The organism is Rhodococcus sp. H29-C3 (assembly GCF_030063405.1).
In the GTDB taxonomy this organism is placed as follows: domain Bacteria; phylum Actinomycetota; class Actinomycetes; order Mycobacteriales; family Mycobacteriaceae; genus Rhodococcoides.
Genome location: NZ_JASITC010000003.1, coordinates 258,867 through 283,509, shown reverse-complemented (window position 1 = coordinate 283,509; position 24,643 = coordinate 258,867). Strand labels below are relative to the sequence as shown.

General features: G+C 63.3%; 27 protein-coding genes. 17 read left to right on the top strand and 10 right to left on the bottom strand.

What is annotated here, in order from left to right:
• The first annotated feature begins 2 nt into the window (after window positions 1-2).
• The 5 genes from QMK32_RS08605 to QMK32_RS08585 are packed head-to-tail and all read left to right on the top strand — an operon-like array spanning window position 3 to window position 4,420.
• A complete protein-coding gene (locus QMK32_RS08605; protein WP_269301149.1) occupies window positions 3-275 on the top strand; it encodes a helix-turn-helix transcriptional regulator in 273 nt (90 codons plus the stop codon).
• Window positions 272-808: a hypothetical protein gene (locus QMK32_RS08600; RefSeq protein WP_283474317.1), complete on the top strand. Its 537-nt coding sequence runs from the start codon at window positions 272-274 to the stop codon at window positions 806-808. The genes QMK32_RS08605 and QMK32_RS08600 overlap by 4 nt, the downstream gene beginning before the upstream one ends.
• A gap of 12 nt (window positions 809-820) precedes the next feature.
• Entirely contained in the window at window positions 821-1,714 is an 894-nt protein-coding gene (locus QMK32_RS08595; protein ID WP_269301151.1) for an ABC transporter ATP-binding protein, read from the top strand.
• Window positions 1,711-2,904, top strand: coding sequence for an ABC transporter permease (locus QMK32_RS08590; protein ID WP_283474315.1), 1,194 nt, complete (start codon window positions 1,711-1,713; stop codon window positions 2,902-2,904). Before QMK32_RS08595 ends, QMK32_RS08590 begins: the two co-directional genes overlap by 4 nt.
• Window positions 2,905-2,914: 10 nt before the next feature.
• Window positions 2,915-4,420 carry a carboxyl transferase domain-containing protein gene (locus QMK32_RS08585; protein ID WP_283474314.1) on the top strand — a complete coding sequence of 502 codons (1,506 nt, stop codon included), beginning with the start codon at window positions 2,915-2,917 and terminating at the stop codon, window positions 4,418-4,420.
• On the opposite strand, the gene QMK32_RS25255 is transcribed toward QMK32_RS08585, so the two are convergent.
• Window positions 4,417-4,806: an endonuclease domain-containing protein gene (locus QMK32_RS25255; RefSeq protein WP_349307552.1), complete on the bottom strand. Its 390-nt coding sequence runs from the start codon at window positions 4,804-4,806 to the stop codon at window positions 4,417-4,419. The two genes, QMK32_RS08585 and QMK32_RS25255, sit on opposite strands and share 4 nt — an antisense overlap.
• Window positions 4,807-4,842: 36 nt before the next feature.
• On the bottom strand, window positions 4,843-5,277 hold the full coding sequence (locus tag QMK32_RS25250) for a type IV toxin-antitoxin system AbiEi family antitoxin domain-containing protein (protein WP_349307551.1): 435 nt from the start codon (window positions 5,275-5,277) through the stop codon (window positions 4,843-4,845).
• A gap of 231 nt (window positions 5,278-5,508) precedes the next feature.
• On the opposite strand from QMK32_RS25250, the gene QMK32_RS08575 reads away from it, so the two are divergent.
• Both QMK32_RS08575 and QMK32_RS08570 read left to right on the top strand, forming a co-directional pair.
• The gene (locus tag QMK32_RS08575; protein ID WP_283474312.1) at window positions 5,509-7,365 is read left to right on the top strand and encodes an AMP-binding protein; all 1,857 of its coding nucleotides are present in this window, start codon (window positions 5,509-5,511) and stop codon (window positions 7,363-7,365) included.
• Between the two features lie 50 nt (window positions 7,366-7,415).
• The gene (locus QMK32_RS08570) at window positions 7,416-8,318 is read left to right on the top strand and encodes a DMT family transporter (RefSeq protein ID WP_269301157.1); all 903 of its coding nucleotides are present in this window, start codon (window positions 7,416-7,418) and stop codon (window positions 8,316-8,318) included.
• Between the two features lie 13 nt (window positions 8,319-8,331).
• On the opposite strand, the gene QMK32_RS08565 is transcribed toward QMK32_RS08570, so the two are convergent.
• The gene (locus tag QMK32_RS08565; protein WP_283474311.1) at window positions 8,332-9,660 is read right to left on the bottom strand and encodes a cryptochrome/photolyase family protein; all 1,329 of its coding nucleotides are present in this window, start codon (window positions 9,658-9,660) and stop codon (window positions 8,332-8,334) included.
• Window positions 9,661-9,765: 105 nt separating this feature from the next.
• Between QMK32_RS08565 and QMK32_RS08560 the strand changes: the two genes are divergently transcribed.
• The 4 genes from QMK32_RS08560 (at window position 9,766) to QMK32_RS08545 (ending at window position 13,227) form a co-directional block, all read left to right on the top strand.
• Entirely contained in the window at window positions 9,766-10,923 is a 1,158-nt protein-coding gene (locus QMK32_RS08560; protein WP_283474310.1) for a GGDEF domain-containing protein, read from the top strand.
• A gap of 78 nt (window positions 10,924-11,001) precedes the next feature.
• Window positions 11,002-11,208 (top strand): hypothetical protein, encoded by a 207-nt coding sequence (locus QMK32_RS08555; RefSeq protein ID WP_084347590.1) that lies wholly within the window; start codon window positions 11,002-11,004, stop codon window positions 11,206-11,208.
• 13 nt (window positions 11,209-11,221) lie between these two features.
• Window positions 11,222-11,926: a response regulator transcription factor gene (locus tag QMK32_RS08550; RefSeq protein WP_283474309.1), complete on the top strand. Its 705-nt coding sequence runs from the start codon at window positions 11,222-11,224 to the stop codon at window positions 11,924-11,926.
• Window positions 11,923-13,227, top strand: coding sequence for a sensor histidine kinase (locus QMK32_RS08545; protein ID WP_283474308.1), 1,305 nt, complete (start codon window positions 11,923-11,925; stop codon window positions 13,225-13,227). The genes QMK32_RS08550 and QMK32_RS08545 overlap by 4 nt, the downstream gene beginning before the upstream one ends.
• Window positions 13,228-13,249: 22 nt before the next feature.
• Here the strand turns inward: QMK32_RS08545 and QMK32_RS08540 are convergent, their stop codons facing one another.
• A complete protein-coding gene (locus tag QMK32_RS08540; RefSeq protein ID WP_084347584.1) occupies window positions 13,250-13,609 on the bottom strand; it encodes an FKBP-type peptidyl-prolyl cis-trans isomerase in 360 nt (119 codons plus the stop codon).
• Window positions 13,610-13,800: 191 nt separating this feature from the next.
• Between QMK32_RS08540 and QMK32_RS08535 the strand changes: the two genes are divergently transcribed.
• Window positions 13,801-14,595 (top strand): carbon-nitrogen hydrolase family protein, encoded by a 795-nt coding sequence (locus tag QMK32_RS08535; protein ID WP_283474305.1) that lies wholly within the window; start codon window positions 13,801-13,803, stop codon window positions 14,593-14,595.
• Window positions 14,596-14,674: 79 nt separating this feature from the next.
• Here the strand turns inward: QMK32_RS08535 and QMK32_RS08530 are convergent, their stop codons facing one another.
• From QMK32_RS08530 to pdxH, 4 genes are all read right to left on the bottom strand, one after another.
• Complete coding sequence (locus tag QMK32_RS08530) at window positions 14,675-15,973, bottom strand: citrate synthase (protein ID WP_269301164.1); 1,299 nt, start codon at window positions 15,971-15,973, stop codon at window positions 14,675-14,677.
• Between the two features lie 71 nt (window positions 15,974-16,044).
• Complete coding sequence (locus tag QMK32_RS08525) at window positions 16,045-16,983, bottom strand: carbohydrate kinase family protein (protein ID WP_283474303.1); 939 nt, start codon at window positions 16,981-16,983, stop codon at window positions 16,045-16,047.
• Window positions 16,980-17,915: an aldose 1-epimerase family protein gene (locus tag QMK32_RS08520; protein WP_283474301.1), complete on the bottom strand. Its 936-nt coding sequence runs from the start codon at window positions 17,913-17,915 to the stop codon at window positions 16,980-16,982. Before QMK32_RS08520 ends, QMK32_RS08525 begins: the two co-directional genes overlap by 4 nt.
• Window positions 17,916-17,974: 59 nt before the next feature.
• Window positions 17,975-18,592, bottom strand: a complete 618-nt coding sequence (gene pdxH / locus QMK32_RS08515) for a pyridoxamine 5'-phosphate oxidase (protein WP_269301757.1) — start codon at window positions 18,590-18,592, stop codon at window positions 17,975-17,977.
• A gap of 155 nt (window positions 18,593-18,747) precedes the next feature.
• Here pdxH and QMK32_RS08510 point away from each other — a divergent pair, with 155 nt between their 5' ends.
• The 5 genes from QMK32_RS08510 (at window position 18,748) to QMK32_RS08490 (ending at window position 23,607) form a co-directional block, all read left to right on the top strand.
• The gene (locus tag QMK32_RS08510; protein ID WP_283474299.1) at window positions 18,748-19,866 is read left to right on the top strand and encodes a citrate synthase 2; all 1,119 of its coding nucleotides are present in this window, start codon (window positions 18,748-18,750) and stop codon (window positions 19,864-19,866) included.
• Between the two features lie 59 nt (window positions 19,867-19,925).
• Window positions 19,926-21,047, top strand: a complete 1,122-nt coding sequence (serC, locus tag QMK32_RS08505) for a phosphoserine transaminase (RefSeq protein ID WP_269301168.1) — start codon at window positions 19,926-19,928, stop codon at window positions 21,045-21,047.
• An 86-nt stretch (window positions 21,048-21,133) separates the two neighbouring features.
• A complete protein-coding gene (locus QMK32_RS08500) occupies window positions 21,134-21,820 on the top strand; it encodes a rhomboid-like protein (protein WP_283474297.1) in 687 nt (228 codons plus the stop codon).
• Between the two features lie 92 nt (window positions 21,821-21,912).
• Window positions 21,913-22,818: a septation protein SepH gene (sepH, locus tag QMK32_RS08495; protein ID WP_283474723.1), complete on the top strand. Its 906-nt coding sequence runs from the start codon at window positions 21,913-21,915 to the stop codon at window positions 22,816-22,818.
• A 39-nt stretch (window positions 22,819-22,857) separates the two neighbouring features.
• Window positions 22,858-23,607: a DUF6928 family protein gene (locus QMK32_RS08490; RefSeq protein ID WP_283474296.1), complete on the top strand. Its 750-nt coding sequence runs from the start codon at window positions 22,858-22,860 to the stop codon at window positions 23,605-23,607.
• Here QMK32_RS08490 and QMK32_RS08485 read toward each other — a convergent pair.
• Together QMK32_RS08485 and QMK32_RS08480 are read right to left on the bottom strand one after the other, a co-directional pair.
• A complete protein-coding gene (locus QMK32_RS08485; RefSeq protein ID WP_269301171.1) occupies window positions 23,564-23,833 on the bottom strand; it encodes a DUF2537 domain-containing protein in 270 nt (89 codons plus the stop codon). The genes QMK32_RS08490 and QMK32_RS08485 overlap by 44 nt on opposite strands.
• Complete coding sequence (locus QMK32_RS08480; protein WP_283474294.1) at window positions 23,830-24,633, bottom strand: TrmH family RNA methyltransferase; 804 nt, start codon at window positions 24,631-24,633, stop codon at window positions 23,830-23,832. Before QMK32_RS08480 ends, QMK32_RS08485 begins: the two co-directional genes overlap by 4 nt.
• Between the last annotated feature and the right edge of the window lie 10 nt (window positions 24,634-24,643).

Sequence of the window (24,643 nt, the reverse complement as noted above, 5' to 3'; positions counted from 1 at the left end):
ACATGAGCCCCATAAAGCGTGGGAACACGCTCCCGATTTACAACCGGGTGGGAGTCCTGCGGGCAGAACGAAAGATGAGCCGCGCGCAACTTGCCGAACTCGTCGAAGTAAACCCCCAGACCGTGGGCGCCCTCGAACGTGGTGACCACTACCCGAGTCTCGATCTCGCATTGCGAATGTGCGACGTCTTCCACCTACCCGTGGAAGCAGTGTTCTCGCGAGAAGAGTTCGGACCGCTCTCCGCAGAGTTGTATCGAAGGGAGAAAAACCCATGACCACACCCGACGCCGCGGACATTTTGACCCGCTACCAGGCCTTTCGAACCAGACGCTTCCTCGAGAACGACGCCAAAACGCGACACTGGCTCCCGACGTGGCGCACCCAGCGGCGTCGACGCATCCTCGGGGTTTCCGTCGTTGCCGTTCTCTTCACGCTCCTGGTGATCTCGATTCTGTCCCTGTTCTGGCAGTACGCTCCCATCGCCTGGCTGCCGGCCACGGCGGCGTTCCTCGTCTTGTGGACGATGCTGCAGACAGTGTCCGGTCGGCACAGTGACGCGCCGGCGGGCGCACTCGACGAGTGGGAAGTCCAGCAGCGCAACGAAGCTCGCTCGATCGGGCTGACAGTGACCCAGGGCCTGGTGCTGGTGGCGGTCATGGCGTCGATCTTCCTCTCGACCTGGATCGAGAACGATCGTCTCGCCTACGCGGGAGCGCTCTGGACGCTGACCGCATTGCTGGCCGGAATCTGCTCTCCCGCTTTGATTCTCGCCTGGATAACCCCCGACCCCGATCCAGAAGACCTCTGACCGAAAGGGATCATGAGCACCCTCACGATCGACTCCATCTCCAAACGATACGGCGACACGGTCGCCCTCGACGCACTGAGCTTCGACGTCCGCCCTGGCGAACTGTTCGGCTTCGTGGGCAGCAACGGTGCAGGTAAAACCACCACCATGCGCATCGCGCTCGGCGTACTGTCCGCCGACTCCGGACAGGTCCTGCTCGGCGGAAAGCCCGTGGACCTCGAAGTGCGCCGCACCATCGGCTACATGCCCGAGGAACGCGGGCTCTATCCCAAGATGAAGGTCGGCCCGCAGCTGGCGTATCTTGCAGAGCTGCATGGTCTCTCGTCTTCCGTTGCCAAGGACGCAGTACAACGCTGGACCGAGCGACTCGGAATATCCTCACGACTCGGCGATACCGTCGACGCACTGAGTCTGGGCAATCAACAACGCGTGCAGCTCGCCGCGGCCCTCGTACACGATCCCGCTGTTCTCGTTCTCGACGAACCATTCTCCGGATTGGATCCAGTAGCTGTCGATGTCATGAGCGAGGTACTACGCGAGAAAGCCGCCGCAGGAGTCCCCGTCATCTTCTCGAGCCATCAACTCGACTTGGTACAGCGATTGTGCGATCGGGTCGGCATCATCGCCGCCGGGTCGATGCGGGCAGTCGGAACCGTCGACGAGCTCCGCGGATCCGGCGACGCTCAGTTGCAGGTGCATGCGCCTGGTGCCACCGAAGGATGGGCCGACAGCATTGCCGGAGTCACCACCCTGAGTCATCGCGACGGACACTTCGTGCTCAGCCTGAAACAAGGCGCCTCCGATCAGGACGTTCTACATGCCGCACTGGCCACCGGCCCGGTACACGAATTTTCCGTCCACAAACCATCGCTCAGTGATCTGTTCCGAGAGGCGGTAGTGGCATGAGCGAAAAACTGACATCGACCCGAGCTGTACGTTTGATCGCCAAGCGCGAGTTCGCGGTACAGGTGATGAAGAAGAGCTTCGTCATCAGCAACATCATCATCCTCGCCGCCATCGTCGGAGGCATCATTGCCTTCTCCATATTCTCCGGCGGTGACGACGACCGCGACGTCATCGGCGTCGTCGGTGATCAGTCGATAGCGGCGGTACTGCAGGCCACCGGGGATGCCGTCGGCAATCCAGTCGAGGTCCGCGAACTCTCCGATGCTGCTGCCGCGCGGAGCGGCGTCGAATCGGGTGACGTTGCCGTGGCACTCGTGCCCGAGAATGCAGGGGCCTACACCGCGATCACCGATTCCGAACTGACCGGAACACTACGGGCCATCATCGAAAGCAGCGTCCAGAGCCAGGCGACCGACATCGCGCTCGAAGCGCAGGGTGCCGATCGCGCCGAATTGACCGCCGCCACCACGTCAGCGACCGTCACCGTCGACGCCATCGATCCGCCCGATCCCGAAGCGGGACAGCGCACTGCACTGGCACTGTCCGCAGTGTTCATCCTCTACGCGCAGATCATCGGCTTCGGTATGTACGTCGCGATGGGCGTCGTCGAGGAAAAGTCCTCGCGTGTCGTCGAATTGCTGCTATCGACCGTGCGGCCACTACAGCTGCTGTGGGGCAAGATAATCGGCATCGGCGCCGTCGGAATCCTTCAACTCGCCCTGTACGGAATCGCGGGAGTCGGCACTGGCCTCGCCACCGGAGTTCTGACCGTCACCGGTGCCGCGATCAGCGTGTTCGCCGGTACCCTCGGCTGGTTCATCCTCGGCTTCGCCTTCTTCGCAGTGCTCTATGCGGCGGGCGGGTCGATGGTCTCGCGGCAGGAGGACGTCAACTCCACGACCATGCCACTACTACTGCTGATCATGGCAATGTTCTTCTCCGCCTTCTATTCCGTCGGCGATCCGGAGAGCACCCTGAGCAGTGTGCTGAGTTGGATCCCACCGTTCTCCGCAGTCATGATGCCGCTACGCATCGCCGCCGGAGTCGCGCCGGTCTACCAAATTGTCGGAACCGCGCTGATCATGCTCGCGACCACCGCGGCCCTCGCCGTCGTCGCCGCGAAGATCTACCAACGGTCCATCCTGCGCATCGGCAAGACCGTCACGTGGAAAGAAGCGTTCGCTCGCTAAGCTTCCCACCATGAGCACACGAACGTCCGCCGCCGAGATACTCGATGCAGTTCTCGACGGCGGATCGTTCGTCTCCTGGGACACCACTCCCCTCGACGTCTCCCCCGGCCCCGCCTACGCGGCAGATCTCGAGGCAGCCCGGGACAAGACTGGCGTCGACGAATCGGTCCTGACCGGCTCCGGCACGGTCGACGGCCGTCGGGTGGCGGTCATCGCGTGCGAGTTCGGCTTCTTGGCGGGGTCGATCGGTGTGGCCGCTGCCGAACGGATCGTCGTTGCAATCGAACGTGCCACGGCCGAAAAGCTGCCACTGATCGCGTCGCCGACGTCCGGTGGCACCCGGATGCAGGAGGGCACTCTCGCCTTCGTGCAGATGGTCAAGATCGCAGCCGCCGTCACGATGCACAAGCAGGCGGGACTGCCCTACCTGGTTTATCTGCGAAACCCGACGACCGGCGGAGTATTCGCTTCGTGGGGTTCGTTGGCGCACGTGACGGTAGCCGAACCCGGCGCGCTCATCGGATTTCTCGGACCACGCGTGTACCAGGCGCTCTACGACAAGCCCTTCCCCGAGGGCGTCCAGACGGCCGAGAACCTGTATCGACGCGGCGTCATCGACGGCGTGGTTCCGGTGGCGAATCTGCGCCATCTGCTCGTGCGGATCCTGCGCGTCGTCGCAGGTGATGCAGCACGGGCCGTCACACTCGAACCCGCGCCGCTGGTCGCAGACATCGAAGAGCGCACGGCGTGGCAGTCGGTGATCTCCTCCCGTCGACCCGACCGCCCCGGGGTTCGCGAATTGCTGGAACATGCAGCCACCGAACAGGTTCCACTGAGCGGTACCGGCCAAGGCGAATCCGACACCACAATTCTTTTGTCGCTTTGCCGATTTCGAGGAATCGCGTGTGTCCTCTTCGGCAACGATCGCAGCAGCCACAGCGTCACCGCCACGATGGGCCCGGGTGCGCTCCGCGAAGCTAGACGCGGCATGCGGCTCGCCGAAGAACTGTCGATTCCGCTGGTTCTGGTGATCGACACGTTCGGCGCAGCGCTGTCGAAGGAGGCGGAAGAAGGTGGCCTTGCGCCCGAGATCGCCCGCTGCATATCCGATCTCGTCACCCTCGACACGCCCACGGTGTCGGTGCTTCTGGGGCAAGGCACCGGTGGTGGCGCCCTGGCGTTGCTACCGGCGGACCGCACATTGTGCGCGGAGAACGCCTGGCTCGCACCACTGCCGCCGGAAGGTGCAAGTGCCATCGTGCACCGCGACACCAGCCATGCCGCCGACATGGCCGAGTCGCAGGGCATCCGATCCGTCGATCTCCTTCGTGAGGGAATCGTGGACGCCATCATCCCTGAAAGCCCCGATGCGGCCACAGAACCGATCGACTTCTCGCTTCGCGTCGCCGGGGCCATCGTGCGCGAACTACAAGACCTGAGTCAGCAGATTCCGGGCACGCGGTTGACCACCCGCCTGAGCCGCTATCGGACCTTGGGACTTCGGGACCAGCGCTAGAACGTCTCGGCCGGCGGTGGAGAGTTGGTCGACTTTCGTCTCCTCCGCACGACCGTCATGATCTCCTCGACCACACCGTCAAGATCCGACATCACCGTCGCCGCCGAATATGGCAGCACCAGCCACCCGTCCAGTACCAATGTGTTCTGCCGTCGACGATCGCTGGTGAATGTCGCCGGATCGATGTGAAAAGCGCGCCCGTCGATCTCCACGATGACGCGAGCGCGGAAGTCCACGAGGTCACCGTAGAACCGGCCGACTCTCGCATTGATCTCCATACGAAAGTTGCGCGTGGTCAATGCCCTGGGCACGCGTCGCTCAGGTTCCGAACGGGTACCCGGGCAGCACCGTCGAAGCTGTTCTCGCAGCGCAGTCGTACCGTTCATACCACCTGTGGTCGCGCAGAATTCGGCGACTCTGTGCTAGGGAATGTGCATGTCGATCGCAGCGTCGAAGAACTGTTCCAACTGGGGCTTCGGCAGCGTCACCGACACGTCCAGGAAGGTCTGCTCGATCGTGACGACCCGCAACCCCCGATATGCCGTAACCGTCGGGAGTGTGCGTCGATAGAGCCGAATCCAGTCGGGGCATCGAACCTGGCCCGACGGGTCCACGGTCGCCTCGACATGCGCAGGCTCGTACTCGATGAGCCCCCACAGCCACGCCGCGGACAAATGGCTGATCACCGCACCCGGTTTCCACAGCGTCACGGCTGTGCACAGGCCCAGATAGTCAGGCTTCTCGTCGTCGTAGACCTGCGGTAGAACTCTGATCAACTTCCCCGAGCGCACGCGAGAGGCGATATTCCCGCGGCTCACCCCCACCGCGATCAGTTGTGCTGATGTACGAACCCCCATGGCGTACACCGTTGCCGACGGGACCGCTTCGCGGTAGAGGCGATCTCGAAACTGTGGACAACTCCTGTCCATCCACAGTTTCGGGTGCCTCAGCGCATATTCTCGGGTGCCTCAGCGCATACTTTCGGCCCAATCCGACGGTATTCCGGCGATCCGCGCCGATAGTGTGCAATTCTCGGCGACCACCGGAGAAGTACCCACATGCAACCGACGCCCAACTAGGGTTGCCCCATGAGCGGCGAATACCGGACAGCATTCGACAACAGCATCGACCGACGCGAGGAATTCTGGCTCGACGCCGCGCAGGCCGTCGACTGGAACAGCGCCCCGACGACGGCGTTCGACGGTGAGCGATGGTTCGCCGACGGCACCCTCAACACCTGCTACAACGCGCTCGACCGCCACGTTCGCGCAGGCCACGGCGACCGGGCCGCGCTGATCTACGACTCCGCGATGATCGGTGTGCAGCGCACCTACAGTTACGCCGAACTTCTGGGCGAAGTGTCACGGTTCGCCGGAGTCCTGCTCGCGCATGGCGTACGGGTCGGCGATCGTGTCGTGGTCTACATGCCGATGATCCCCGAGGCCGTGGTCGCGATGCTGGCGTGCGCACGCATCGGCGCCGTGCATTCGGTTGTCTTCGGTGGGTTCGCCGCGAAGGAGCTTGCCGCACGCATCGACGACGCGAAGCCCACCCTGCTGGTGACGGCGAGCGGTGGCTTCGAACCGGCCCGCGTCATCGAGTACCTCCCACTCATCGCCAAGGCTCTCGACATGTCCACGGCCGCACCACCGAAGGTCATTGTCAAAGCCCGCGACGGGATACCGACCGAACACGACTGGCTCGATTGGGACACCGAGGTCGCCGGCGCCACCGACGCCGATCCGATCCCGGTGCAGGCGACCGATCCGCTGTACATCCTCTACACCTCTGGCACCACCGGTAAACCGAAGGGCGTCGTCCGCGACAACGGTGGGCACGCCGTCGCTTTGACGTGGTCGATGAGCAACATCTACGACGTCGGGGCAGGCCAGGTCATGTGGACGGCTTCTGATGTCGGCTGGGTCGTCGGACACTCCTACATCGTCTACGGTCCCCTCTTCGCCGGAGCGACGACAGTTCTGTACGAGGGCAAACCCGTTGGGACGCCGGATGCCGGGGCGTTCTGGCGTGTCGTTGCCGATCATGGTGTTCGGGCGCTCTTCACTGCGCCCACTGCCCTGCGCGCGATTCGCAAGGTGGACCCGCAGGCAGCGGAGCTGAGCAAGTACGACGTTTCCTCGCTGAAGATGTTGTTCGTAGCGGGTGAGCGGCTCGATCCGGACACCTACGAATGGTCGTGCCGCATCCTGAACATTCCGGTCGTGGACCATTGGTGGCAGACCGAGACCGGGTGGCCGATCTGCGCCAATCTGCTCGGCTTGGAACCACTTCCGATCAAGTCCGGTTCGCCGACAGTGCCGGTGCCTGGCTTTCGCGTCGGCATTCTCGATGCCGTCGGCAACCCCGTCTCGGCGGGCGAGGAAGGCAATATCGTCATCGAACTGCCATTGCCACCGGGCACCCTGCTCGGGTTGTGGAACGACGAATCACGTTTCCGCAGTTCATATCTCGAAACGTTTCCAGGGTACTACCTCACCGGAGACTCCGGGTACATCGATTCCGACGGCTACGTCTACGTGCTCGGCCGCAGTGATGACGTCATCAACGTTGCCGGACATCGATTGTCGACCGGCGCGATGGAGGCGGTGCTCGCGGGCCATCCGGCTGTCGCCGAGTGCGCGGTGATCGGCATCCACGACGATCTCAAAGGCCAACGCCCGAGCGGTTACGTAGTCCTCAAGGCGGGTGAGCAGATCACCGAGGACCAGCTCCGCACCGAACTGGTGGCCATGGTGCGAGAACAGATCGGGGCGCTCGCGACCTTCCGCGACGTCACCATCGTCGGCGCGCTCCCGAAGACACGGTCAGGAAAGATACTGCGCAAGACGATGCGTCAGATCGTCGCCGGGGACGAGTACGGCGTTCCCTCGACCATCGAGGATCCGGCGGTACTGGATGCGCTGGAGAAGCTCCTCCGACACTGACGGCGAGGTTCGCGCGCCCAGATCCGCTCGGCCACAGTAGCGTCCTCGTCATGAGCAAGCTCGGTACCTCACCGAAAGCAGACTGGCTCGCCGTCGCTGCCGTGGTCACAACGGTGGTGGCATGGGCGTCGGCGTTCGTGGCGATCCGCGGTGTCGGGACCTCGTTCGGCGCTGGGCCACTCGCACTGGGCCGGTTGTTGATCGGGAGCACGGTGTTGGGGTCGATTCTGCTGCTTCAGGGCAAGTGGGTCCGGCCGAACCGAACTCAGTGGCTACAGATTCTCAGCATCGGGGTGTTCTGGTTCGCGATCTACAACGTCGCACTCAACGCGGCCGAGCAGCGCGTCGATGCCGGGACCACGTCGATGCTCATTCAGATCGGCCCGATTCTGGTTGCACTGTTCGCGGGCCTGCTCCTCGGCGAGGGCTTTCCTCGATGGCTCGTCATCGGTGCGGCCATTGCGTTCGCGGGTGCCGTCATGGTCGGGGTCACTACCGCTCTCACCACTAGTGATACGACGAAGACCGACGCCGGGTTCTTCGGCATCGCATTGTGTCTGGTGTCAGCAGTGACGTATGCGATCGGTGTACTGAGCCAGAAGCCGGTACTGCGTTCCGTACCTGGCCTGCAGGTGACGTGGATGGCGTGCGCGATCGGAACTCTGTGCACACTCCCCTTCGCGCCGGCTCTGATCGGCGACCTCGCCGATGCGTCGGGAGCCGCTGTCGGTGGTCTGCTCTATCTCGGGTTGATACCGACTGCATTGGCCTTCAGCACCTGGGCGTACGCGCTGACACGCATGGATGCCGGCCGCCTCGGCGTCACCACCTACGCGGTACCACCGATCACCATCACGTTGGCGTGGCTTCTACTCGGGGAGATTCCGCACTACCTCGCAGTGGTGGGTGGGGCAATCTGCCTCGTCGGGGTCGGCGTCTCGCGTCGACGCTAGAGCACCTCGAATGCTAGAGCGCCTTGAACCTCGCGATGGCCACCTCACGTTCATGCTTGTGATCGACGATCGGATCCGGGTAAGCCGCTGGGCGTCCGAACTTCAAGGTGTGCACGGCTTTCCCCTGCTCCCCGCGCAGTTCGGGAACCCAACGCCGCACGTAATCTCCGGTCGGATCGAACTTCTCGCCCTGCGTGATCGGGTTGAACACCCGAAAGTACGGCGAGGCATCGGTGCCCGATCCCGCGGTCCACTGCCACCCGTGCTGATTGCTGGCAAGATCGCCGTCGACCAGGGTGTTCATGAAATAGCGTGCGCCTCGCCACCAAGGAAGATGAAGGTCCTTGACGAGGAACGACGCGACTATCATCCGTACGCGATTGTGCATCCACTTCTCCGAATTCAACTGCCGCATTCCGGCATCGACGATCGGGAATCCGGTACGCCCCTCGCACCATGCCGCGAACATCTCGTCCGCCTGTTTTCCGGAGTCGAGTTCGATCTTGTCGAACTTCTTCACATAATTCTCACGCGCACTGTCAGGTCGCTGAAACAGTATGTCCGCGTAAAAATCTCGCCAGGCGATCTGCCGTCGATACGCGGCCGAGCCCTCACTGCGTAGCGCACCCAGGTCTTTCAGCATGGTCCGCGGGTGGATGTTGCCGTACTTGAGGTAGACCGACATTCGGCTCGTTGCATCGAGGTCGGGACGATTGCGCTCATCGTCGTATCCCTTCACTCGCTCGAGGAACTCACTCCACTGGGTCGACGCGGCCTTCTCACCGGCAGCGAAGTCCGAGCCGTCCTCCTCGGTGGGAATCTGCACCCTCCGCGGACCGGACACGTCGGCGGGGTCGATCCAGTCGAGCGTCGATGCCGAGGTATCGGCAGGTCCCCGCCAGCCGTGATCCAGCCATTGCCGAAAATAGGGAGTGAAGACCTTGTACGGCTCACCGTCGCTCTTGACGACCCGCCCTGGTGCCACGGCATACGGCGATCCCGTCGTCACCAAAGACACCTGCTTCCCGACGCGTTCGTCCCGCTCACGTCCGTAGGGACCGTAGTCGGCACTGACATGGACGCTCTCGGCTTCGATCGCCCGGGCTACTTCCGGCACCACGGTCTCGGGATCACCGTGGACGACGAGTAGTCGGCCGCCCATCTGCTCGTCGAGAGCTGCCAGGCTGCGGAAGAGAAAGTCGCGGCGGGGCCCGCCGGAGGTTTTCAACAGCCGATCGTCCAGGACGAAGAGCCCAAGCATCGGATCGCCCGAATCCGCTGCGGCTGTGATGGTCGGCAGGTCGCCCAGTCGAAGATCACGGCGGAACCACACGAGAGTCATAAGTTCAGTCTTACCCATCCCCACTCCGCACAATCCTGGATAGTGGAAGTATCTTCAAGTAACCGACCACCCGGTTCGTTGGGTGAGAATGGACTGTCGCTCTTCATGTCAGTGAGACGCACCCCTGCCACCTCGATCGCACGGGCACGCGCAGAATCGGTTCGGATCTGGAAGTCGGCGCACCGATACGACATGTTCACCGACTATCTCGTCGACCGCGGCCTCATGCGAAGTACCCGGGTCGCGGTGGTCGTCACGTTGCTCGTCCTCGGCATGCAACCCCTGCTGTTCCGGTTGGGAGAAGATCCGTCCGGCGAACCGCATCTGATGGCGATGGCAATTGTCGTCATCGTCGTCGACACCGGATGGGCCGTTCTGCTCTGGCGGGCACAGCCCTGGCTCGATGTTCGGCTCTCTCTGTGCTTCGTCACCACCAGTTGCATCTTCCTGGGAGAGGCAGCCCTCACGATGCCTGGCCCACTCCTCGGACTGATGGCCTGCTCTTCGTACGCAGCCATCCTCGGCTATGTCGTGTTCTTTCACGGTTCCCGTGTCTTCGCACTTGCCATGGCCTCGGCCGCCACTGTCGTGCTGATCATCTCGATCCGAGAGATCACCGACGGCACTCCGCCCATTCAAGTGATCACGATCGCCACCACCATCCTGGCCGTGATCAGCACGGTGCCGATCATGACTCTGCTCTTGATGGGCATCCTGACCGTCGACGCCGAGGCCTCCGAATTCGATTCGTTGACCGGCACCCTCAACCGACGCGGCCTTCATCGCGAGATCCGACGGCCGGGATCGGAGGACGGCACGATCTTCGTCGTCTACCTTCTCGACCTGGACGGATTCAAATCGGTCAACGACGCCCACGGCCACCAAGCCGGTGATGCCGTACTGGTGGCCGTGTCGAGGGCTCTGAGTGAGGCGATTCCCGATGCCTCTGTTGCCCGCGTGGGCGGCGAGGAGTTCGTGGTGATGGAACGTCGAGTCGCGGGCCGACCGGCGGAGTTGTCTCACCGGGCCGAGTGTCTTCGGACGGTCGTGCGGACCAGCTCGCAACCACCGGTGACCGCGAGCGTCGGGATATCACTGTCGGCGCCGGTGCCGAGCACACTCGCGATCGACTCGACACTGTTGTTGAATCGGCTCATGTGCGCGGCGGACGAGGCGATGTACACCGCCAAGAAGGCGGGAGGCGACCGAACCCACGTAGGCGATGTCGTCGACGTCACAGACCTCGGCGAACGATTCTCATAGAACTCCCACTCGGCCTTCACAGTGGCCGTAAGAATGCCTCCTACCTTGGGAAATACCCCAAGAGAGAGGAACTCTTTCATGAGAACTACACCGAAATTCCCCGGCGCACAGTCCTTGGTCAACAGCACCTGCACCTTCGAGAAGTACTACCAGGCCCTGTACGCGCAGGCGCCCGCCGTAGCGTGGTCGCTCGACACCGACCTCAGGCGCCGAAGCGCGCTCGAGGAGTTCTTCGCGAAAACGCCCGAAGAACGCCAGTTGACCGTCGACAGCTGGGCAGCCTAGGCACAATGGGGCAGTGCCCGAATCTGCGACAGTGCTAGTAGTCGACGACGACGACGACGTCCTGTCCTCGCTCCAACGAGGACTTCAGCTCTCCGGATTCACGGTGATCACCGCTGCCGACGGCGCAGCGGCTCTGACCGTGGTCTCGAGTCGGTCGCCGGACGTCGTCGTCCTGGACATCAACATGCCGATTCTCGACGGTGCGAGTGTCGTGAAGGCCCTGCGCGCGATGGGCAACGACGTGCCGATCTGCGTGCTGAGTGCGCGCGCGTCGGTCGACGATCGAATATCCGGTCTCGAATCCGGCGCCGACGACTATCTGACCAAACCTTTCGTACTTGCCGAGCTCGTCGCCCGTATCAACGCCATGCTGCGAAGGCGAGCCAGTGCGCCCCCGCCCGCCCCGGCATCGACTTCGGAGATCTCGATCGGTGAACTGTCCGTAGATCTGCCCGGCTACCGCGCGCACAGTGGCGGCCGCGAACTCGACCTCACGAAAAGGGAATTCGAGTTGCTGGCTATTCTTGCTCGCAACAAGGGCGTCGTGCTCACGCGCGAGCGGTTGCTCGAACTCGTCTGGGGCTACGACTTCGTAGCCGACACCAACGTGGTCGACGTCTTCGTCGGATACCTGCGTCGAAAGATGGAAGTCGGCGGCGCGCCTCGGGTGCTGCACACGGTCCGCGGCGTCGGATTCGTTCTTCGGGTGCCCTCGTGAGGTTTTCGTTGCGCGCGCGCGTCGCCGCAGCAACGGCGCTGGGCGCCACCCTCGTCGTTGCAGCTCTCGCAGTGGTGACCTCGGTTGCTATTTCACGCAACAACGTCAATCAGCTCGACGAGAGGTTGACGACGGCATCACAGGCGCTCGTTCCCAATGCTGCTGTGCTCGAGACATTCCTCGATCAACTGTCCGCGGCATTCGCCGTGACGATCCGAACCGGCGATACCGTCCGTGCATCGACACCCATCCAGCTTCCCGATCTGGGAGAAGGTTCGGCCACCGTCGATGTGAACGGTCAGCGATTTCGGGTCTACACGACCAAAACTGTGTCCCTGGTGGATATTTCGATCGCTATCGGGGTGCCGGCCATCGAAGCACAGCAGGTCACCGACGAGCAACAGAAGCAAGTCATCTTCGTCGGACTGTGCGCGATCGCCGTCTCGACCGGTCTCGGCTGGCTGTTCGGCGGACGCGCGGTCCGACCGCTGGTCGAGCTGACTCGCCAGGTCAGCGCCCAACCGCCGATGCCACCCGACACGAAAACCGGGGTACGCGAGGCCGACGAACTCGCCATCGCCATCGGCGGAATGCTCCAACGCGTCAACGACGCCCAGGACCGCACGAACGCCGCACTGTCCACTGCCCGCGATTTCGCCGCAGTATCTGCGCACGAGCTACGCACTCCGCTGACAGCAATGCGCACCGATATCGAGGTCCTCAGCACACTCGATCTCGGACCTGCTCAGCGACAGGAGATTCTGGGAGACCTCGAGCGCACCCAGGGGCGAGTGGAAACTACTCTCGGTGCGCTCGAACGGCTGGCCTCTGGCGAGTTGTCGAGCGACAGCGACCGCGTCCCGACCGATGTGGTCGAGATCTGCGACATCGCCGCACAGGACGCCATTCGGCAACATCGAGGATTGGCGGTACACATCGACTCCGAACCCTCGGTGTCCATGCGCGCTCTCCCCACCGGACTTCGGCTGGCGATGGGCAATGCGCTGACCAACGCAGTGCGCCACGGCGGCGCCGACGCGGTGACCATCACGATCGAACGGGACGGCACCCTCGTCACCGTCATCGTCGACGACAACGGAACGGGCCTGCCGGAAGAGGAGCGGAGTTCTGTCTTCGAACGCTTCTACCGCGGCGCCGCCGCAGCCAAGGGTGGTTCGGGACTCGGCCTGGCGCTCGTCGAGCAACAGGCCGAGTTGCACGGTGGCCGTGCTTATTTCACCGACAGCCCTCTGGGCGGTGCCAGGTTGGTTCTCGAACTCGAAGACCAGACCCTGAAGTGAACCCTCGGTGAGCCCGAAAAGCTTATTTGACGTCGAGCAGGTCGATCACGAACACGAGGGTCTTGCCGGAGAGGCGGTGGCCTGCGCCTGCGGGACCGTATGCGAGCTCGGGTGGGATGGTCAGCTGACGTCGGCCGCCGACCTTCATTCCGGGAATTCCGTCCTGCCAGCCCTGAATCAGTCCGCGCAGCGGGAACTGAATCGACTCTCCGCGACTCCAGGAGGAGTCGAACTCTTCACCGGAGTCGAACTCGACACCGATGTAGTGAACTTCCACATCGCCGCCTGCAACAGCCTCGGCACCGTCACCTTCGACCAGGTCCACCACGACCAGATCGGTGGGGGGAGGTCCAGCCTGAAACTCGATCACTGGTTTCGTCATTCGCTCGACTTTACGTTGTGCAGGTCAGCGGATCGGAGCAGGTATGAGAATTGCATCATTTCAGCAGGTCAGCGCATTACCATCGGTGAGCTCGATCCTGAGCACGCGATCGGCGATCGCAGATCCGCTCGAAGCAGTGATTGCATACGATTGCGAACAGCACTCGAGAAACGTCAATCAGGAGATCGAAGATGAGCAGAACGATCCGGATCAGCCTCGCGCAAGTCACCAGCGGTACCGAACCGGCCGACAACCTGAAGATCATCGAGACACACACCCGTGCTGCTGCCGCAGCCGGATCATCACTCGTCGTGTTCCCCGAGGCGATGATGCGATGCTTCTCTGGTCCGATTCGAGGCGTCGCCGAATCCCTCGACGGCCCGTGGGCCGACGCAGTCCGCGAGATCGCGCAGCGGATCGGGATCACCGTCGTGGCAGGCATGTTCACCCCGGCCGACAACGGCAGAGTCGGCAACACCCTACTGATCACCGGCCCCACCACCGAAGCGCACTACGACAAGATCCACCTGTTCGACGCCTTCGGTTTCGCCGAATCCGACACCGTCGCACCTGGGTCCGATCCACTGGTTCTCACGATCGACGACGTCACCGTCGGGTTCGCCACCTGTTACGACTTGCGGTTCCCGGCGCTGTTCCAGCGGCTCGGGGATCTGGGTGCGGAACTGATCGTCGTGCCGGCGTCCTGGGGTTCCGGTCCCGGCAAGGTCGAACAGTGGTCACTGCTGGCGCGAGCGCGGGCGCTCGACTCCACCGCCTTCGTCGCCGCCTGCGATCAAGCCGAACCCGACAACGCCGGGGGCACAGCCCCACTCGGCGTCGGCCACAGCGTCGTCAGCTCCCCGACCGGCGAGGTTCTCGGCGAACTCGACGCGACCCCTGGCCTGCTCACCGTCGATATCGACGCCGCACTCGTAGCACCGATCCGCGCGAAGCTTCCGGTACTGGCGAACCGTCGGCAGTTCTAGCCCTTCGGCTCTTGAACTGGCCGGATACGACAAAAGCCGCCGACTCCTTTCGGAGACGGCGGCTTTCGCGAAGGTTGTACTAGCGGGAACCGAGATCCTTGTAGTCCCGCTCGGTGTAACCGGTGTAGATCTGACGTGGGCGACCGATCTTGGTGGTCGGGTCCTCGTGCATTTCGCGCCAGTGCGCAATCCAGCCGGGAAGCCGGCCCATGGCGAACAACACCGTGAACATGCGCGGTGGGAAGCCCATCGCGCGGTAGATCAGTCCGGTGTAGAAGTCCACGTTCGGGTAGAGCTTGCGCTCGACGAAATAGTCGTCGGTCAACGCGGTCTCTTCCAACTTGAGCGCGATGTCGAGGAGTTCGTCACCGTTGCCCAGCTTCGAGAGGATCGTGTGCGCGGTTTCCTTCACCAGCGTCGCGCGCGGATCGAAGCTCTTGTAGACGCGATGCCCGAAGCCCATGAGCTTCACGCCGTCTTCCTTGTTCTTGACGCGATTGACGAAGTCGGTTGCGTCGCCGCCCTCGGCCTTGATCTTGTCGAGCATCTCGAGGACTGCCTGGTTGGCGCCGCCGTGCAGCGGGCCCCACAGTGCGTTGATGCCACCGGAGATGGACGTGAACAGGTTTGCGTCCGAGGAACCGACGAGACGAACCGTCGACGTCGAACAGTTCTGCTCGTGATCGGCATGCAGGATGAGAAGCATGTCGAGTGCCTTGACGATTTCGGGGTCGACCTCGTACGGCTCGGCCGGGAAGCCGAACGTCATACGCAGGAAGTTCTCCACCAGGCTCTTCGAGTTGTCCGGGTACAGGAACGGCTGACCGACGGACTTCTTGTAGGCGTACGCCGCGATGGTCGGCAACTTGGCCAGCAAGCGGATGGTCGACAACTCCACCTGCTCGGGGTCGTCGGGATCCAGCGAATCCTGGTAGTACGCCGACAGTGCATTGACGGCACTCGACAACACAGGCATCGGGTGCGCATTGCGCGGGAAACCGTCGAAGAACCGCTTGAGGTCCTCGTGCAGCAGCGTGTGTCGACGGATCTTGTCGGTGAAGGTCTCGAGCTGATCATCCGTGGGCAACTCGCCGTAGATCAGCAGGTAGCTGACCTCGATGAACGAAGACTTACCGGCAAGCTGTTCGATCGGGTACCCGCGATAACGCAGGATGCCCTTGTCACCATCGATGTAGGTGATGGCCGACTTCGTCGACGCAGTGTTGACGAAACCACCATCGAGCGTCGTGTAGCCGGTGGTAGCCAGCAACTTTCCCAGTTCGATACCGTCGTTGCCTTCACTTGCCTTGGCAATGGACATGACGTGTTCGCCACCGGGATAGGTGAGGGTGGCTTTTGCTTCATTCTCAGCGGGCACGAATGGTCCCTCTCGAACTCTGGTAACGGACATGTACTTAGATCGGAAACAATCTTCAGTCGATAGAGAAACTAGTCTCTCGGCGCCTCGGACGCCCACGGAGGGTCTGCTCCCGGACGCGAAACCGTGATGGCGGCGGCCCGTGCGGCGAATCTCAGTGCTCGCTCCCACTCTTCCTTGATCATCTCACTCAGTGCGCCAGATGTGAGAATGTTCTCCTCTTCCAAGAAGTGGAGTAACGCGCCGTGAACGGTGTCACCTGCGCCGATGGTGTCGACGACATCCACTGGTACACCGGGCACGCTGATTTCGCCACTCGCGGTGAACACCGATACGCCGGCGCTGCCGCGGGTCATCACCACTGCTGTGACGCCGCTCGCGAGCCAGTCGTCGACCGAAGTACCCTCCGGGCCCGATCCCAGCCAGTGGGAATCATCTTCCGAGACCTTCACTATGTCGACGGCGGGCAACCACGTGTTGAATCTCGCCCGGAAACCGTCGGCGGTGATGTCCCCGCTCGGACTGTCGATGGCCGCAGGCCTGATGTTCGGATCGAGCATCGTCAATTTCCCGGCGGCGTGCGCACGGTGAAGCAATGCGGCGTACACCGAAGCCCCCGGTTCGTACAGCAGCGACAACGTGCCGAAAGACAGCGCGGTGATCTTGTCGGGGAGCTGGCCAGGATCCGCCACGAGACGGTCGGCCGTGCCGTCGGCATAGAACGAGTACTGCGCGCTCCCGTCGTCGGCGAGTGTCGTCATCGCCAACGTCGTCGGTTCCGCGCCTCGCTGCACCCAGGTCGTGTCGACACCGGCGTCGCGAAGGCTGCCGAGAATCTGCTCACCGAACGGATCCGTCGACACCCGTGACAGAAAGGCGACCGGGGAACCGAGCCGACCGAGAGTGACCGCGACGTTGAACGGTCCCCCGCCGAGCTTCGGCGACAACAACGGGCCCTCGTGCACGGGCACGAGGTCGACGAGGGCTTCGCCACAGACGAGGATCGTCATGCTGATCGGTACTCCATTCCCCACGTCCCGGACCACGACTGTCCCGGTTGTAGAACCAGTAGATCGATCTCGGAGTTCAACGCGTCGGGCGGGCATGTCATCGGCTCGATTGCCAACGCCCGACCCCGATCCGGATACGCCTGATCGTGCGCAGGATCGGCCGTGAAGACCTGCACCCAGTCGAATTCACGGTCGGTCCACAGCACCGTCGCGGTCCCGTCCGGTGCCCGAAGAATGTGCTGGGCATGGCCGTCGACGTCGGGCAGTTCGGCGCTGAAGGGAGTATCCAGCCAGACACCCTTCAACGACTTCGGCGTTCGAAAATCGTACTCCGTACCCGCAGTCTCGACGGAAGGTCCGTTGGGCAGCATGCGCTTCGGATCGAGCTGCAATCTGGTGCCCGCCGAGAACTCGAGAGTGCATTCGTCCAGCGGAACATCCCCGACGCGAACGAAGGTGTGAAACCCCATACCGAACGGAGCAGCAACGCTTCCGACGTTCTCTGCGGTGGCTGTCACGACCAAACCGTCGGGTGTCAGCTCGTGCGCCACAGTCAGCGTCAACGGATACGGCCACCCCTGCTGCTCGCCGATGTCCACCGTTTGTACGACGCGGGCGTCCGCCCGATCGACGACATTCCACTCGACACGTCGCACGAATCCGTGACTGGCGTTGTGACGCGAAGGTTCGGTGATCTCGAGCTGATGCTCGATGCCGCCGAAGGTGAATCTGCCGTCGGCGACTCGGTTGGGCCAGGGCGCAAGGACCAGCCCGGCCGACAGCGGCGGCTTCTTCCCCGCTGCAAACGTCTCGGTCAGCGGCAAGCCGTCGAACTCCAGCATGCGCAGGCCTGCACCCGTGGAGACGATCTCGGCTCGATACTTCCCACTGACCAACCTGTAGGTCTCGCTGGCGCTTCGTTCGTCAGGCATGGGTGTCATTGTCCATGCTGGGAGTCCTCTCCGGTGACTCTATAGCGAATGAAGGCAGGTCACGGCTGAAGTCGCTCGACTTCCGACGTCGCGACCGTGAACCGAATTCGGTTGTGCAGACGGTTTGTTCGCCCCTGCCAGAACTCGACGGTGTCGGGCAGGACCCGAAACCCACCCCAGTGCGGAGGAACCGGCACCACCTGGCCGTCGAACTTTCGGTCCACATCCTCGAGCGCATGCTCGAGCTCTGCCCTCGAACTCACCGGGCGCGATTGTTGCGATGCCCACGCACCCAGCTGCGATCCCCGTGGCCGTGATGCGAAGTACTCGGCTGTGTTCTCGGCGGACACCCGCTCGACCGCGCCGCGAATGGTCAGCTGACGCCCGATACCGATCCACGGGAACGTCACGGACGCATAGGGCGTGTGGGTGAGTTGCCTGCCTTTGTCGGAGTCGTAATTTGTGTAGAAAACGACGCCGTCCACGTCGAGGCCCTTGCACAGCACCGTGCGCGTGGACGGATGTCCCGCGGCATCGACGGTGGCGAGCACCAGTGCATTCGGTTCGGGAATGTCCGCCTCGATGGCCTCGGTCAACCACTCCTGTGCCACCGGCAGCCAACCGCTCCGCAATCGACCGACGTCGAGGTCGGTGTCCGTGCCGTAGTCGACACGCAAATCGGCAAGGTGTGGTTTTTGGTTCGGCACGAACCCAGACGCTACTCCCGAGTACGACCGGCTAAAGTTCTTCCTGAAGAGAAAGCCCGGACGCGGCCCGGACCGGGCACTACGGCTGGAGCCGGGCATTTACGGTTACGAGGAGAGTCCAGGCAATGGCTGTTCAACAGGTCCCCGAAGATTTCGTCAGTGGCCTCGAGGGCGTCGTCGCCTTCACCACCGATATCGCTGAACCGGACAAAGACGGCGGTGCACTGCGTTATCGCGGCGTCGACATCGAAGACCTCGTATCCAAGCGGGTGACGTTCGGCAACGTATGGGCACTGCTCGTCGACGGGAAATTCGGCTCCGGGCTGCCGCCCGCCGAACCGTTTCCACTCCCGGTCCACACCGGTGACGTCCGCGTCGACGTCCAGGCAGGGCTTGCGATGCTCGCACCGATCTGGGGCTACGAGCCGCTACTGGACATAGACGACGCCACCGCCCGCGACCAGCTCGCACGCGCGTCCGTGATGGCACTGTCCTACGTCGCACAGTCCGCTCGCGGAATCCACCAGCCTGCTGTGCCGCAGAAGCAGATCGATCAGTGCGACACCGTCACCGCCCGCTTCATGACCCGCTGGAAGGGTGACCCGGACCCGGCACACACCGAGGCCATCGACGCCTACTGGGTCTCCGCGGCCGAGCACGGTATGAATGCTTCGACGTTCACCGCGAGAGTCATCGCCTCCACCGGAGCCGACGTCGCCGCGGCACTGTCCGGAGCGATCGGCGCCATGTCCGGCCCGTTGCACGGTGGCGCTCCGGCCCGAGTACTGCCGATGATCGAAGAGGTCGAGAAGTCCGACGATCCCCGCGGACTCGTCAAGGGAATCCTCGACCGCAAAGAAAAGCTCATGGGCTTCGGGCACCGTGTCTACCGCGCCGAGGATCCCCGCGCCCGAGTGTTGCGCGCGACCGCGAAGCGACTCGGTGCACCCCGCTACGAGGCCGCTGCCGCACTCGAGCAGGCCGCGCTCACCGAACTGCGTGAGCGTCGCCCCGACCGCGCAATCGAAACCAACGTCGAGTTCTGGGCCGCTGTGATCCTCGATTTCGCCGAGGTTCCCCCGCACATGATGCCCGCGATGTTCACCTGTGGCCGCACCGCCGGCTGGTGCGCGCACATCATGGAACAGAAGCGACTTGGAAAGCTCGTACGCCCGGCAGCCATCTACACCGGCCCCGAGCCCCGCACCCCCGAATCCGTCGACGGGTGGGGCCAGATCGCCTGAGTACGGGTCCGACTACCCTGTAGGTGCCATATCCCCACGACGCTAGGATGCGCTACTCAATGGCCGAATTGCCGATCATTCCCACCGAACTCCTGCCCGCCGACGGACGGTTCGGTTGCGGACCCTCCAAGGTTCGCCCTGAGCAGCTGCAGTCCTTGGTCGACGTCGGCGCATCCGTCTTCGGCACCAGCCACCGCCAGAAACCCGTCAAGGACGTCGTCGCGCGGGTGCGCAGTGGCCTACGGGACCTGTTCACGCTGCCCGACGGCTACGAGGTCGTTCTCGGCAACGGTGGCACCACCGCATTCTGGGATGCCGCGGCCTTCGGACTCATCCGTGAGAAGTCTTTGCACCTCACCAACGGCGAATTCAGCTCGAAGTTCGCCTCGGTCGCCAAGAACAACCCGTTCATCGGCGATCCGATCGTCGTCAAGGCAGAACCAGGCAGTGCTCCCGAGCCCACGTCGGATCCGTCGGTCGACCTGATCGGCTGGGCACACAACGAGACGTCGACCGGCGTTGCGATCCCGGTGAGCCGGCCTGCCGGTTCCGAGAACGCACTCATCGCGATCGACGCGACGTCGGGTGCGGGCGGTCTGCCGGTCGATGTCGCCGACTCCGATGTCTACTACTTCGCTCCGCAGAAGTGCTTCGCCGCCGACGGTGGCCTGTGGGTTGCGTTGATGAGCCCGGCTGCACTCGAGCGCGTCAGTGAAATCCAGACTTCGGGCCGTTGGGTTCCGGACTTCCTGTCGTTGCCGATCGCGGTCGACAACAGCAGCAAGGACCAGACCTACAACACCCCCGCAGTGGCGACGCTCCTGATGTTCGCCAATCAGATCGAGTGGCTCAACAGCCAGGGTGGTCTGGACTGGGCGACCAAGCGCACAGCGGACTCGTCTTCGCGCCTGTACGACTGGGCCGAGAAGAGCGACTTCGCCACTCCGTTCGTGTCGAACCCGGCACACCGAAGCCAGGTCGTGGGCACCATCGACTTCGACGAGAAGGTCGACGCTGCTCAGGTTGCCAAGGTTCTTCGCGCCAACGGCGTCGTCGACACCGAGCCTTACCGCAAGCTCGGACGTAACCAGTTGCGCGTCGGGATGTTCCCGGCCATCGAACCGGACGACGTCACGGCACTGACCAAGAGCATCGATTGGGTCGTTTCCACACTGAGTTAGCAGAACTCTCACAGCTCGGGCGCTGCCGAAGAGGCTTACACTTGCGGATACGTTCGCGAGCGCAACGACCTCGGAGGGAGCGCCCGATGCGCGTTTTCGCGCCTCTGTTCAGGTTGCGTGTCACCATCACGTATCTCGCGCTTGCCATCGGCTCGGCGATATTTCTGTCCCAGCTCCGCCCCCGCGCTCAGTGGCACGTACTCCGCGAGGCGAGCACCAATCTGCACAATCTTTCCGACGGCCGTATCGCCACTCTCGTCGCCAGCGTGTTCTTGACCGACGGTGAAGTGAACTGGTTGTGGCTTGCCTCGGTTGCCGCCCTGTTCGCCGTGGCCGAATGGGTGTCCGGGTCGAGGCGATTTTTCTGTACGTTCCTGCTCGGACACATCGGCGCGACGGCGTTGGTGGCGATCGGACTGTTCGTCGGCATCCACGCGGACTGGCTCGCCGACTCCCTCGCCATGGCGATCGACGTCGGGGTCAGCTATGCCGCTGCTGCGGTCGCCGGGTCGTTGATTCGATATCTCCACCGCTCCTGGCGGATTGCTTGGGCGGTGGGATGGGCGGCGCTCGTGGCGGTCGCTGCGATCTCCGACCCGACCTTTACGGCCTTCGGGCACATCGCTGCGCTGACCATCGGGTTCGCGCTCGGCGCGTACTACATCCAAGCAGACTCGATAGCCAAGGGCGCCAACACTTTTGATGCTGCCATCACCGAACCACCACAGCAGGACACTGCAATGACTACGCTCATGACTCACGAGCATCGATGACGCCGGACGCGTGTCGGAGACACACCGTCGATCACGATTGGATTACTGTCGAGCAGGACGATATCGCGAGTCGGCGCGATGAGGAGGTCAAGGTGCGAGATCTACGTGTGGTCGGTCTCGAACCCGACGGTCAGCACGTCATTTGCGCAGATCCAACCACCGGCGACAAATTCCGGCTTCCAGCCGACGACAAGCTCCGCGCGGCCTCTCGCGGCGACATCGCTCGACTAGGACAGATTGAGATCCAAATGGACAGTGTGCTCAGGCCCAGGGAGATCCAGGCTCGTATCCGCGGTGGGGCCACCGTCGAACAGGTTGCAAACGAATCGGGAATGGCGTTGAGCCGGGTAGAGGTCTTCGCTCATCCGGTACTTCTCGAACGGTCCCAGGCATCCAGTATGGCGCAAGCCGGCCACCCTCTTCGTCACGACGGCCCTGCCGTCCAGACTCTGGCCGAGATCGTCGCGCTTGCGTTCCGCGCTCGCGGCCACCATCTCGGCGAAGCAACGTGGGACGCGTGGCGCGACGAGGACAACAAGTGGGTAGCTCAGCTGAAGTGGCAGGCAGGTCGGACGACCAACAAGGCGCATTGGCAATATCTTCCCGACGGCCACGGTGGCACCATCACCGCACTGGACGATGCCGCAGCGGAGCTGATCGACCCGGACTTCGGACGGCAGCTGCGCGGACTCGCTCCGGTGCGCTCGCTGGCAATCGAAGAAGAGACATCCGAGGAATCCTTCGACGAGTACTACGGCACCACCGCGGACAGTGAGATCGAGACCGTCGCACCAGAGGCCCCGGCACCACAGAACCCCGCACCAGAGGACCTCGCACCGGAGAACGCCGCACCAGAGGTCGCCGAGCCCCCGGTGCCCGCGGTCGCCGAGACGAAGCGACACGAGCCTCCTGCGCCGAAGAAGGACAAGAAGGGCAAGCCTGCAATGCCTTCGTGGGAGGACGTTCTACTGGGTGTCCGCAGCAGCGGACACAATTGACCATGATGGGCTGACGTCAGATCGAGAAGGGTGCCAGGAGTGGGGGCCAAAGCATCAACTGTCTGGTACGTCGATACTCCTGACCCGATCGCGGTCCTGAGATCCTCTACAACTTCGGACTGGGATACTGCGTCAGCGCTGGCCGGGCGCCTGTTTCCCGATCGCGTGGCCGTACCGAGCAGGCTCTCTCCAGTGTCGGCCGTGGCCGGAGTGGGCCCCGACGAGATCTACATCGGGGCGTATCCGGGCGTCACGGTGGTCTGTGCGTCCGACTTGGCCGTCGCCACTCCGTCGACTCTGCCCGAGCCCTGGATTCGCCCGGTGGCATCCGAGCGCACGTACCTCGTGATGACTGACCCGGAGACGGCGTGGGGTGCCTTCGCATATTGGGAACGCGGCACCCTGCGACGTTCGTTCAGCGCGACTCCGATCTACATCTACGAGGACTCCGGTCTTCCGCTGGTGTGGGAGCGAGGGTTCTGGGCCGGAGAGCACCCGTTGGTCTATCCGCCCGGCGTCATGCCTGACCCACTCTCGCTTCCGTTCCACCCACAGGAATTTGCCGAAGCAGCCAACTCCGAATGGCTCGGCTACCGCTATACCGGCGAGCCACGCGGCGACGAGTTCGATCCGATCTCGTTGCAGGTGTGTGGATTCACCATGTATGCGCCCGGACAGGAACCCCGACGGGTCGAACAGACCCCACCCGACCAGGCCCCACCCGAGCCGATGCCGGATCGCTCGTTCATGCGCTGGTTGAGACGGAAATCCCCAGAACTACGAAGCTGAGGACGGCACCGACACACGTTCCGTACACGAGCCACCGCCACAGCGGCGTGTGTCGAAAGCGCAGCACAGTCGGTGCAGCACCCCCGACGACGATCAAGTTGATCCCCACTGCCAGGAATACGTTGACGGCTGCAAGTTCGAGGCCGAACGTTGTCAGCGCGGCTCCGACGAGGACAGCCGCGAAGAGCGCGACCGGAACGCCGGTATAGGCTACGTGCTCGGTCACTGCACGCGCACCCGTTCGTAGAACGCCATCGCAGCCGCGGTGGCCACATTGAGCGAGTCGGTATCGGGTGCCATCGGAATTCGTGCGCGAACATCGGTAGCGCGCATGGCATGTTCGGTCAGCCCCGGCCCCTCGGCGCCGAGCAGCAATGCGACCTTCTCCCCCGTCATCGCCTCGGCGAGAGGAATCGCCGACGGATTCGGCGTCAACGATATGGTCTGAAAGCCGCTGTCGTGGAGAATCTTCAAGCCCCTCGGCCAGTCCGGAACCCGTGCGAACGGAACCCGAAGTACGTGTCCCATGGACACTCGTACGGCACGACGAAAGAGAGGGTCGGCGCATGCCGCCCCGAAAAGTACAGCGTCCACCCCGAAGCCTGCAGCGTTACGGAACATTGCGCCGAGATTCTCGTGGTCGTTGACACCCTCGAGCACGACGACAGTCCTGGCATCGCGGACGACGTCGGCGACGTCGAGTTCCGGGGACCGACTCGCCACGGACAGCACGCCACGGTTCAGATGAAATCCGATGACGTCGGCCATCACCTCGGCACTGGTCCGATAGAACGGAACATCCACTCCGTCGAGGCGTGAACCCAGTTCTACGCGCCTGCGGTCGACGCCGAGCAGGCTGATCGTCGGGAACCGCGAGGTCAACAACCGCTCGGTCACCAAAACGCCCTCGGCAATCACCAGCCCCTTCCCGTTGGGGAGGTCCGGTCTGCGGTCGGAGGAATTGAGGTTGCGAAAGTCGTCCAGTCGCGGATCGGCAGAGTCGTCGATGTCGATTACGTTTACCACGTGTCCATCT